Origin of the sequence: Delftia sp. ZNC0008 (assembly GCF_000799035.1) — a bacterium.
Taxonomy (GTDB): Bacteria; Pseudomonadota; Gammaproteobacteria; order Burkholderiales; family Burkholderiaceae_C; genus Comamonas; species Comamonas tsuruhatensis.
Map to the genome: position 1 here is coordinate 1 of NZ_JTKZ01000268.1, position 7,767 is coordinate 7,767.

General features: G+C 66.8%; 8 protein-coding genes and 1 pseudogene. 2 read left to right on the plus strand and 7 right to left on the minus strand.

Annotation, left to right across the window (positions count from 1 at the left end; translation table 11 throughout):
• Positions 1-945, minus strand: a pseudogene (locus L995_RS08815) (VRR-NUC domain-containing protein); the annotation flags it as partial.
• Positions 946-1,166: 221 nt separating this feature from the next.
• On the opposite strand from L995_RS08815, the gene L995_RS08820 reads away from it, so the two are divergent.
• Positions 1,167-1,364, plus strand: a complete 198-nt coding sequence (locus L995_RS08820; protein WP_410172264.1) for a DUF2191 domain-containing protein — start codon at positions 1,167-1,169, stop codon at positions 1,362-1,364.
• 75 nt (positions 1,365-1,439) lie between these two features.
• Here L995_RS08820 and L995_RS08825 read toward each other — a convergent pair whose 3' ends face one another.
• From L995_RS08825 to L995_RS08830, 3 genes are all read right to left on the minus strand, one after another.
• Positions 1,440-2,147, minus strand: a complete 708-nt coding sequence (locus L995_RS08825; RefSeq protein WP_016452681.1) for a hypothetical protein — start codon at positions 2,145-2,147, stop codon at positions 1,440-1,442.
• 9 nt (positions 2,148-2,156) lie between these two features.
• Positions 2,157-2,618 carry a Com family DNA-binding transcriptional regulator gene (locus L995_RS34800; RefSeq protein ID WP_319803992.1) on the minus strand — a complete coding sequence of 154 codons (462 nt, stop codon included), beginning with the start codon at positions 2,616-2,618 and terminating at the stop codon, positions 2,157-2,159.
• A 102-nt stretch (positions 2,619-2,720) separates the two neighbouring features.
• Positions 2,721-3,473: a helix-turn-helix transcriptional regulator gene (locus L995_RS08830; protein ID WP_047471060.1), complete on the minus strand. Its 753-nt coding sequence runs from the start codon at positions 3,471-3,473 to the stop codon at positions 2,721-2,723.
• Positions 3,474-3,702: 229 nt separating this feature from the next.
• On the opposite strand from L995_RS08830, the gene L995_RS08835 reads away from it, so the two are divergent.
• Positions 3,703-5,283, plus strand: coding sequence for an Ig-like domain repeat protein (locus L995_RS08835; RefSeq protein ID WP_047471062.1), 1,581 nt, complete (start codon positions 3,703-3,705; stop codon positions 5,281-5,283).
• A 22-nt stretch (positions 5,284-5,305) separates the two neighbouring features.
• Here the strand turns inward: L995_RS08835 and L995_RS08840 are convergent, their stop codons facing one another.
• The 3 genes from L995_RS08840 to L995_RS08850 all read right to left on the minus strand — a co-directional run.
• Complete coding sequence (locus L995_RS08840) at positions 5,306-6,064, minus strand: ABC transporter permease (RefSeq protein ID WP_016452684.1); 759 nt, start codon at positions 6,062-6,064, stop codon at positions 5,306-5,308.
• Entirely contained in the window at positions 6,061-7,302 is a 1,242-nt protein-coding gene (locus L995_RS08845; RefSeq protein WP_047471064.1) for an ABC transporter substrate-binding protein, read from the minus strand. The genes L995_RS08840 and L995_RS08845 overlap by 4 nt, the downstream gene beginning before the upstream one ends.
• Before the next feature lie 93 nt (positions 7,303-7,395).
• Positions 7,396-7,767 (minus strand): ATP-binding cassette domain-containing protein (locus L995_RS08850; protein ID WP_047471066.1); only part of this gene is annotated, 372 nt, incomplete at its 5' end.

Genomic DNA, 7,767 nt, shown 5'->3' on the forward strand with positions numbered 1-7,767 from the left:
CCGCGTCTCCTCGTCGCTCTCGGGCTGGGCCTGGGCGGCCTGGGCCAGCGCCATGGCATCGGCAAAGCGCTCCATGCGCTCGTACACACGCATGCGCCGGTGGCGGGCGCCGGGGTAGCGGCTTTGCGCATAGGCCTGCTCGGCACGCTCCCAGTCCTGCATGCGCTCGCAAGCCTGGCCTATGCGCAGCAGCACCTTGGCGCGGCGCTGCTCCAGCCAGGCATTGCCGCTGGCGCAGCCGGCCACCTGCTGCAGCAGCGCATCGATCTCCACGCCTTCATCCAGCGCCGCGCGGCAGGCCTGCAGAGCCAGGTAGCCATCGACATCGGCACGCGACTGGAAGGCCCGCGACGCCGCATCGAAGGCCACGGCCTCGTAGCGGAACACGCCCAGGTCGGCCAGCACGAATTCCGACCAGTCCTGGTAGAGGTTGCCGAAGAACATCAGCCGAAAGCGCTCGCACAGCGCGCCCACCATCACACGCCAGGCGGATTCGCCGGCTGCGACACCCTGGGGCTGCCACTGCGCATAGGGCCTGGGCGCCTCATGCAGGGGCTGCAGGGCCTGCAAAAGCTCAGCCTTGCGCAGGCCTGAGTGGATGGGTGCGCCGGCGAACAGCTGCAGCAGCTCGGGCTTGGTGTGCAGCGCAAACAGCTCCTCCAGCGCCATGGGGTGGTCCGCGTCCAGCCAGCCCAGCTCCAGCAGGGGCGCGGCCGCGTCGGCAATGCCGGGAATCTCTTCGTACACCAGCTTGCCGGCCCTAAACCAGGGCCCGCGCCGCATCAGCAAACGCACCATCAGCGCCTGCGAGGGCTGGGGCAGCTGCGTGAAACGGGTGAGGAATGCCTGCTCGGGCGCGTCCAGCAGATCGCCGTAACGCTGGCCAATCCAGTCCAGCGCGCGCTGGAAGTTGTGCAGGTAGTAGAAGCGGTGGGGAGGGAGCATGGGCCTGGCAGATCGGGCAGCCAGGCCGCTCGAAAACTGTATCTTTATACAGTCATCATAGCAAAACAGGAGTGACCACTTCGGAGGGAAGCGCGCTTGTCTGCAGGCTGGCGCAAGCCCAGAATTGCATCTGTTTTGATGACAGAGGGCCCGCCATGCGGATCACCGTGACGATCGACGATGCCTTGTACGAATAAGCCCTGAAGATGCTGGAGCCAGGCATGGACGAGGCAGCTCTGTTCCAACAGGTCCTCAGAACTTTCGTGAGGGTGCAGGCAGTCAAACGCCTCGCAGCACTTGGCGGCAGGGCAACCGATATGCCGGATTCCCAGGAGATTGCGTATCGCTGGCCCTCGCCTACAGACTGGCTTTCCACCAAAGGCAGCACGATGCGCAACGCATGGCAGCATGCGTATTGACCACCCCCTGCCAGGAGGACCAGGGCATGGCGGCGATACGGCCACACGCTGCCCTGGGACCCGCTCTCAGATCACTTACGGATTGGCTATCACCTCGTCAGCATCCGACCAATAGCTGATCAGGCGTGTATAGACAAAGCCGGCGGCAGGCTTGTTGGGATCACTGATGCTGAACAACACCACCTTGCCTGCGTCACGGGAGTCATAGTTGGCCGAGTAATCCGACCAGAAGGTTGGCAGGCTGAATACGGTCTGGCCCGTACTCTTGTCCGTTGCCCGGACTGCGTGGCCGATGCTGCCGTTCTTGGAAATGCTTTCGATCACCAGTCGATACCAGCGCAGTTCCTCGAGCTTGGCCTCGCCGATGGCACCACGCGGATATTGAGCGGACGGACGATGGTGCGAGTCACCGTTGTCCTTGGTGTTGGTTATCTCAATTTCCTCAAGCGCCACGCTGCCTGGCGAATAGCCCCAATTGCCCGCAATGACAGCACCGCCACGGTTGTCACCCGCCACACTGTATGAGCCTTTGTGCCTGGCAATGATGCCCATGTGGCAAGCGGCCAGATAGCCATCGCTGAAGCGCACATCCATCACGATGGTGTGGCGGTTGTTGGCAGGGTTGTAATTGGCAGGACGCCCCGTGTTGTCGAACACGAGCGCATGCGGATTGATATGCCGCGAATCGTAAACAAGAGGGAAACCCGTCGTGCTTTTGTACTGCTGGATGTTGTCCGGCGGCATGTACTGATCCGAGACGAGAACCTTGGAAACTTGAGCCATGGAGGCCTCCTATTCAATGGATGGAGTCGAAGGCGCTCGGCGGCACTCGGGTGGGGGGTTCGCTTGGACCCTCAGGGAATTCAACGTGCCGCAACGCGGGCACTTGATGTTCAGTAGCTGAAAGACGCCCATGGCGAGCTTTCGATTGCAGTTCGCGCATCTCACTTCCTGCTCCATGCGCTGCCTCACTGCAATGGTTGAAACAACATGCCGTCGGACACCAGAAATGGCAACGTACCGCCGCTGAGAAGGACGGCGTTGAAGCCGACAGGAGAGCAACTGGCAAAACAAAACATGAGGCCTCGGCACAGTGGATTTCAGGAAGTCCGCCGTATGGCTTGGGCGGACTTTTATTGTGCTGGCGCGAAACCTGTAGGTAAAACTGTGCCGGACGTAGCTGCACCGCTTACGTCGAGCAAGCCTGTGGTCGCGAGACAGCCGCCTGCACGCGCTGGCCCAGCGATTTGGCATTGCCTGCCGGAGCGTCCTGCCGTAGGGCCGGTTTCCCTGCTTCTCGAAGGGCTGGCCCCGCGCACGGCGCTCGCGTGGGTTCGCACAAGCGCGCGACACGCGCTAGAAATCCGGCCTGCGCATCCTCGACAAGGCGTCCTGCCGATTGGCGGCTCCCAGCTTGCGGTAGATGTTTTCCAGGTGCCGCTTCACCGTGCCTGCACGCAACTCCAGCATGGTGGCGATTTCTGCGTTGGTGTTGCCGTTGGCGACCCATTGCAGCACTTCACGTTCGCGCGGGCTCAGCACGTCGGCAGCCGGCGAGCCCGGTGAGAGCGCCTGCCATGCCGCCTGGCTGATTCGCTGCTGCTGGCTCAGGCGCCGCCACTGCGCCTGCGCATGCGGCCCCAGCAAGGTCAGCGCCATGCGCTCCGCAGCGGTGTAGCCGCGCGAGGCGCGTGTGACATTGAGGGTCAGCATCGCTCCGTGGCCCAGTTCCACGTCCAGCGCGAGTCCGTCCTGCTGGCCCACCTGGGAGCAGGCCTGGGCATAGAGCGCCGTCCTCTGCCATTGCCCGCGAGTCAGCAGGTCGGAAATGCTGGCGGCCTGCGTCTGGCGCTGCCGATACAAGGGGTTGTCGGCCAGATGCCGGTGCACCGCAGCGTTGACTTCGGAGGAAATGGCCCGCACCGGATCGTAGGCCGTGTAGCCACGGACTTCCGCAATGCCGGAGAAATCCACCACCCGAATGTCACCCGGCACCACCAGGCGCAGCGCGTGCAGCAAATGCGTGGCCAGCGCGTGCAGATCGGGCGCGCCGTGCACCGCGAGGATGGCCTGATTGAGTTGCCCCAGTTGCTGCGTTGACAGGGTCATGTCGCGAAATCCAATGGCGTGCTCGAGGTGCTGGCGATAGGTGGGCCGGCTGAGGCCGCATTTTCAGGCCTGCGATGTGCCGCCGGCACATTTTCACGATCTTCGCAGAAAGCTAAGGTCACGCGGTCCGCAACAACAGCGCGCGGGTCTGCCCGGGACACGCAGCGCAACGGGAGGAACCGTGCACGCTTTTCTTCACAGACCCCTTCGACGCCTCCGGCTTCTGGCAGTGCCTGGCGCGCTGTGCAGCCTGCTGGCACTCAATGGCCAGGCCGCGACCATCGTGGTCAATACCACGGACAACACGCCCGGTGCAGCGGACTGCAGCCTGAATGAGGCATTGACCAGTGCACAGATGGATGACGGCAGTTGGGGCAACGGCGCATGCGTATCGGGCAATGGCGCGGACACCATCGTGTTCGACCCGGCCGTCTTTCCGGCAGGCAGCCTCACCGCCATTGCATTGGCAGGCCATTCCATCGACCTCAACTTCACCACCTCGGACATCACGATCGACGGGGACCAGCGGGTGGCGCTCGATGGGGGCAATGCCTCCCGCCTGGTGTCGGCCCAGGGCAGCGGTGTCCAGCTCACGCTGCGCGGCCTGACACTGCGCGGCGGGCAGACCGCCGCCGGTGAAGACGGCGGCGCCATCTACCTGGACAACGGCGTCACCCTGCGCCTGGAGCGCAGCGTGGTGCAGGACAGCACGGCCGGCATCAACGGCGGGGGACTGTACAGCCGCGACAGCACGGTGACCATCGTGGACAGTGTGTTCAGCGGCAACCAGGCAGGGGGACAGGGCGGTGCCATCTACAGCACGGGCAGCGGCTCGCTGACGGTGGAGCGCAGCCGCCTGTCCGGCAACACGGCCCGCACGCTGGGCGGGGGCCTGCGCAGCGGGGTGCCGACCACCATGACCGACAGCACCGTCACCGGCAACGTGCTGGCGTCTCCGGGCTCGGGTGCCGGCGTCTCGTTCACGCTCACCCGCCCCCGCACACTCCACGGCAACCAGATCACGAACAACGCGCCCGGCAACAACTGTGGCGGCGAAACGTTCACGGGGACGGGCAACCGCTACTGGCCGGCCAGCGATACCAGTTGCCCGGCGGCGGCAGGTGCCATCGCCAAAGCGCCGCAGGCCATCACCTTCACCACGGCACCACCGGCCGGCGCACGGGTGGGGGATACCTATGACGTGGCCGCCGTCGGAGGCGCCTCGGGAAACCCCGTCATGTTCGCCGTGGATGCATTGACCGCGGCGATCTGCAGCGCCTCCGGCAGCACCATCCGCTTCCAGGCCGCAGGGACATGCACGATCAACGCCAGCCAGCTCGGAGATGCGGACCATGACGCGGCTACGCAGGCGGTGCAGATGGCGGCGGTGGGACAGGGCCCCTCCCGTGTCACGCTGACTTCCAGCGCCAATCCCTCGCGCTCCGGGCAGTCGCTGTCCTTCTCCGTGGTGGTCGCACCCGATGTCTCCCTGGGCACCGCCGCCGTCCCCACGGGAACGGTCGAAATCCTGGCTGGCGGCCTGTCGCTGGGCACGGCGGGTTTGTCCAATGCCAGGGCCATCATCGCCACCACCCAACTGACGGCGGCCGGCCCGCATGCCATCGTGGCCCGGTACGGCGGCGATGCGAACTATCTCGCCGCGGACAGCGGCGCATGGGCCCAGACCGTGGAGCCCGCAGCCCCGGCCCCGGCCACCCCCGTGCCCGCGCTGGGCCCCTGGGGAGTGCTGCTGTGCGCCGTGCTGACGGGATGGGCAGGACTGCGGCTGCGCCGCGTGCACGGCACCTGATGCCACCGCCTGCCCGCAGGCCTCAGGCCGAATGCATCCAGCGCTGGTGCAGCCACCGAGCCGCATGGTCCAGCGCATAGCCCAGGGCGCCGATCAGCACCACGGCGGCCATCAGCTCCGAATACGCCAGGCGGTCGCGCGTGTCGAGGATGAAGTAGCCCAGGCCGGCCGATACGCCCAGCATTTCTGCTGGCACCAGCACGATCCAGATGATGCCGATGGCCAGGCGCACGCCCGTGAGGATCTGGGCCGTGATGCCGGGCAGCACCACGCGCAGAACGGTCTCGGTGCGCGTGGCCGACAGGCTGCGCGCCAGCAGCAGCCAGTTGCGGTCCAGCTGGGCCACGCCGGCCGCCGTGCTCAGCAAGATGGGCCAGACGGCGGCGAAGGCCAGCAGGAAGTACACGGGCGCGTCGCCCACGCCCAGCACCATCACGGCAATGGGCATCCACGACAGCGGCGAGATCATGCGCAGGAACTGGAACACGGGCGAGAACGCCTGCGAGAACCCGCGCGACAGACCCACCAGCACGCCCAGCGGCACGCCGACCACGAAGGCCAGCAGCAGGCCCACGGCCACGCGCTGCAGGCTCAGCAGGGTGTGCATCCAGATGTCGGCGCCCGTCAGCAGCTGGCCCAGCGCCTGCAGCGACGGCCAGGGCGCGAAGGCCGCAGCCACGGGCGTGCTGCGCGCCAGCAGCGCGCCGCCCACCCACCACAGGGCCAGGACCAGGGCCGCGCCCAGCAGCGGCAATCCAATACGTCGCAACACCTGGATCACACCACGATGGTTTCGCGGCGCGAGAAATCGGCCGGAATGCCGAAGACCTGCGGGCCGCCCACGGCCTGGATGGCCTTGCGCACGAAGCGGTCGTCCACCAGGTCGGTGGCCGCAAACCTGGGCTCCAGCTTGTCGAGGAAGCGCGTGTCGCCCTCGACCTTGGTGGCCTTGATGGCGCGCACCAGCTGCTCTGTGTACGAGGGATAGGGATAGGGCTGGAAGTCGATGCGCCGCTGGTGCCAGCCCTTGTTGACGACCACGCCGCTGGCCTCGTAGCTGGCGTAGTCGGTGGCGGCCAGCACCTTGGACAGCGTCTGCTGCGGATGCGGCGTGTAGCGGCGCTCGCCCGTGCTCGACAGCAGGCGCGCGGCGGCCAGGCGGTTGTCGCGTGTCCACAGCTGGGCCTTGACCACGGCATTGGTCACGCGCTGGGCCCATTCGGGCTTGTCGGCGATATCGCGCTCGGCCAGGAAGGTGACGCAGCAGGCGTGGTCCTTCCAGACATCGCCCGAGAAGCGCAGCATCTTGCCCACGCCCGCGATCTCGGCGGCGGCATTGAAGGGCTCGGCCACGATGAAGCCCGCAATCGACTTGCCGGCCAGTGCCGAGACCATTTCGGCCGGTGCCAGCACGACGAGGTTGACCTCGTTGGCCGCAATGGCGCCGCCGCGCGCGCGGGTCACGGCCGTGAGGCCGGCCTTGCGCAGCACGTCCTGCAGCAGGATGTTGTGGATGGAGTACCAGAACGGGATCGCCACGGTCTTGCCGCCCAGGTCCTGCACCTTCTGGATCTCGGGCAGCACGGTCAAGCCCGAGCCGTTGACGTGGTTCCAGGCCACGATCTTGGCGGGGAACTTGGCGCCGTAGCGCACCCACAGCGTGGAGGGCGTGAGCAGGTGGATGACGTTGACCTGGCCCGAGACGAAGGCCTCGACGATCTGGGCCCAGGAGCGGAACAGGCGCGGCGCCTCGGCCTTGAGGCCTTCGGCCTCGAACAGGCCGTTGCCGTGGGCCACCAGCAGCGGCGTGGCGTCGGTGATGGGCAGGTAGCCGATCTTCACGGGCTGGTCATCGCCCTTGAAGGCCTGGGCGCGCGCATCGCCTGCAGCTAGCAGCGGCGCGGCCACCGAGGCCGTGGCCAGCGCGCCCAGGCGCAGCATGTCGCGCCGCGTGAGGCCGCAGCCGCAGTCCGACGAGACGCAGATATGGGTGTAGGAAGGGTGGTCCTGGAAGCTCATGCGAAAGACCTTTCAGAAGAGCATGGTTGAAGTCGAAGAAATGGCGGATCTGCAGGCGGATCGGCAGGCGGGCAGGCAGGCAGGCGAGGGAGATCAGGCCTGGGCCGCATGGCGCACGCCGTGCAGGGCCGAGAGGATGTCCAGCCGCAGCGCGGTCACGGCAGCGGCCTGGTCCTCGCGCGGGCGCGCAATGTCCACGCGCCATTCGCGCACGATGTGGCCGGGCCGCCCGCCCATCAGCAGGATGCGGTCGCCCACGAGGATGGCCTCGTCGATGTCATGCGTGACCAGCAGCGCCGCCGTGTGCCAGCGGTGGACCACGTCCACCATCAGCTCCTGCATCTCGGCGCGCGTGATGGCGTCCAGGGCCGAGAACGGCTCGTCGGCCAGCAGCAGCTGCGGCTCGCGGGCCAGGGCGCGCGCCAGGGCCACGCGCTGGGCCATGCCGCCCGACAGCTGCGAGGG

Coding starts and splice junctions, on each gene's coding strand:
- L995_RS08820 (WP_410172264.1), top strand. CDS start 1,167: ATGGACGAGGCAGCTCTGTTCCAACAGGTCCTCAGAACTTTCGTGAGG.
- L995_RS08825 (WP_016452681.1), bottom strand. CDS start 2,147: ATGGCTCAAGTTTCCAAGGTTCTCGTCTCGGATCAGTACATGCCGCCG.
- L995_RS34800 (WP_319803992.1), bottom strand. CDS start 2,618: ATGCCAAATCGCTGGGCCAGCGCGTGCAGGCGGCTGTCTCGCGACCAC.
- L995_RS08845 (WP_047471064.1), bottom strand. CDS start 7,302: ATGAGCTTCCAGGACCACCCTTCCTACACCCATATCTGCGTCTCGTCG.
- L995_RS08830 (WP_047471060.1), bottom strand. CDS start 3,473: ATGACCCTGTCAACGCAGCAACTGGGGCAACTCAATCAGGCCATCCTC.